This window comes from Plantactinospora sp. ZYX-F-223 (assembly GCF_039649625.1).
Lineage (GTDB): Bacteria > Actinomycetota > Actinomycetes > Mycobacteriales > Micromonosporaceae > Plantactinospora.
The window spans coordinates 1-2,323 of the sequence record NZ_JBDJAV010000138.1 but is presented as its reverse complement, the minus strand read 5'-3'; the positions used below and the strand labels follow the sequence as shown (position 1 = coordinate 2,323).

The following is a 2,323-nucleotide window of genomic DNA, read 5'->3' as shown; positions in this document are numbered from 1 at the left end:
ATCGGTCGGGACCGTCAGCGGCGTCGCGGGCTGGTCCGCGATGGTCGGCGCGTCCCGGTCGACCAGGACCCGCACCGGGACGTCCGGGAACCGGTCGGCGTAGCCGGAGCCGGTCACCACCACCCGGGCACCGGCGTCGGCCAGCATGTCGGCGAGCCGGTCGGCCGGATGGGCCGGGTCGAGCGGCACGTACGCGCCGCCGGCCTTCCAGACCGCCAGCATCGCCACGAGCAGTTCCGGGCCCCGGTCCAGCAGCACCCCGACGACCGACTCCGGCACCACGCCGCAGGCGCGCAGGTGCCGGGAGAGCCGGTTCGCCCGGGCGTCCAGTTCGGCGTAGCTGAGCTGCTGGCCGGCGCACTCGACCGCCACCGTGTGCGGATTGGCCGACATCTGCGCGACGAACCGCTCCGGCACGGCCGGTCCGGCCAGCTCGGCGGTGGTGCGGTTCCACTCGACCACCAGCCGCTGCCGCTCCTCGTCGGCGATGAAGGTGCCCCGGGCGTCGCCGTTCGGATCCGCCGCCATCGCCTCCAGCACGGCCCGGTACATGGCGCCCATCCGGTCGCCGTTGGCCCGACTCAGCACCCGGGGGTTGACCGCCATCGTCACGTAGCCGAGCCGGACCGCCACGGCGAGCGGGAACTCGGTCGGGCTGTCGTCGATGCTGGCCATGTAGTCGACCAGATCCCGGTCGACCTGGTCGAAGTCGTGGTAGCTGAACCGGACGTCCATCAGCCGCTGGCCGTCGCCGAACTCGCGCTGGATCTCCGGCATCGGGAACCGGCGGCGCGGCCAGATCTCCATCTCCCGGGCGTACGTCCGCTGTACCAGCTCCAGCCAGGTCCGGGCTCCCCGGTCGTAGCCGAACGGCAGGCTGTTCAGGTACATCCCGTAGACCCGGTCGGCGCCGACCTCCTCGGGCCGGCCGTGCAGCACCAGGCCGGTCAGGAACGACTCCTCGGCGGTGAGCTGGCTCATCACCTTCAGGTGCGCGGCGAGCAGCACCGTCTTCAGCGACGCCTTCGCCCGGCTGGCCAACTTGCGCAGGTCGGACTCCAGGTCGTGGAACGGCACCCCGAGCATCAGCGACTCGCGCGGCGCGTCCTCGTCGCCCCAGCCGGTCGGCAGGGTGAACCGGGCGTACCGGCCGACGATGTCCCGCCAGTAGTCCCGGTCGTCCGCCGAGGCCAGCGAGCGGAGTTCGGCGCCGATGAAGTCGGCGAACCGCACCGGCGGTGCCTCGACCGGGGCCGGGGTGCCGCCGTCCCGGATCTCCCGGTAGAGGTCCAGCACCTCCATCAGCAGCGAGTGGTGGCTCCAGCCCTCGATGATCGCGTGGCACTCGGTGACCGACAGCCACCAGGTCTTGTCGTCGCAGACGTGCGCGTAGAGCCGCATCAGGGTCGGCTGGGCCAGGTCGAAGACGTCGGCCCGCTCCACCGCGGTGAACTCCCGCAGCGACCGGTCCAGCTCGGCGGCGTCCAGGTGCCGCAGGTCCCGCTCCCCGACCGGCATCTCGGCGGTCGGGTACACCACCTGCATCGGCACCGAGTACGTGGTCAGGTCGATCGCGGTACGCAGCACCTCGTGCCGCTCGACCACGATCCGTGCCGCCTCGCGGAGCGCGTGCAGCGCGAACGGCCGCTCGTCGCGGATCCGGAACGAGGTGACGTTGTGGTACGCGTGCAGCTCCCCGTCGGAGAGCATCTCCACCACCATGCCGGCCTGCACCCGGGACAGCGGGTACGCGTCGACCGCGCCGGCCGGCACCTTCGCCCGGTCCTCGGCGGAGAGCAGCTCGAACGGCGCCACCGGGCGCTCGGTAGCGGCCGGCGCCGACCGGCCGTCGAGGATCCCGCACAGCTCGGCGACGGTACGGTGCGCGAAGACGTCCCGGACGGAGACGTCCAGCCCGATCGCCCGCAGCTCGCCCACCAGGGCGACCGCCCGGATCGAGTGGCCGCCGAGGTCGAAGAAGCTGTCGTGCACGCCGACCCGCTCGACCCCGAGCACGTCCCGCCAGATCGCCGCGACCCGCTCCTCCACCGGGGTACGGGGGGCCACGTAGACCTGCTCCCCGGAGAGTGCGGCGCGGTCCGGTGCGGGCAGTGCGCGGCGGTCGAGCTTGCCGTTGGCGGTCAGCGGAATCCGGTCCAGCGGCACGAACGCGGCCGGCACCATGTATTCCGGCAGGCCCCGGGCGAGGAACTCGCGCAGCTCGGCCGGGCTCGGCACCTGGTCGCCCTCGGGTACCAGGTAGCCGACCAGCCGCTTGTCGCCGGGGATGTCCTCCCGGACCACCACCACCGCGTCCCGGACG

Annotated in this window: 1 protein-coding gene; it reads right to left on the bottom strand. The window is 72.9% G+C overall.

What is annotated here, in order from left to right:
• Positions 1 to 2,323 (bottom strand): condensation domain-containing protein (locus AAH979_RS42785; RefSeq protein ID WP_346263832.1); only part of this gene is annotated, 2,323 nt, incomplete at both ends.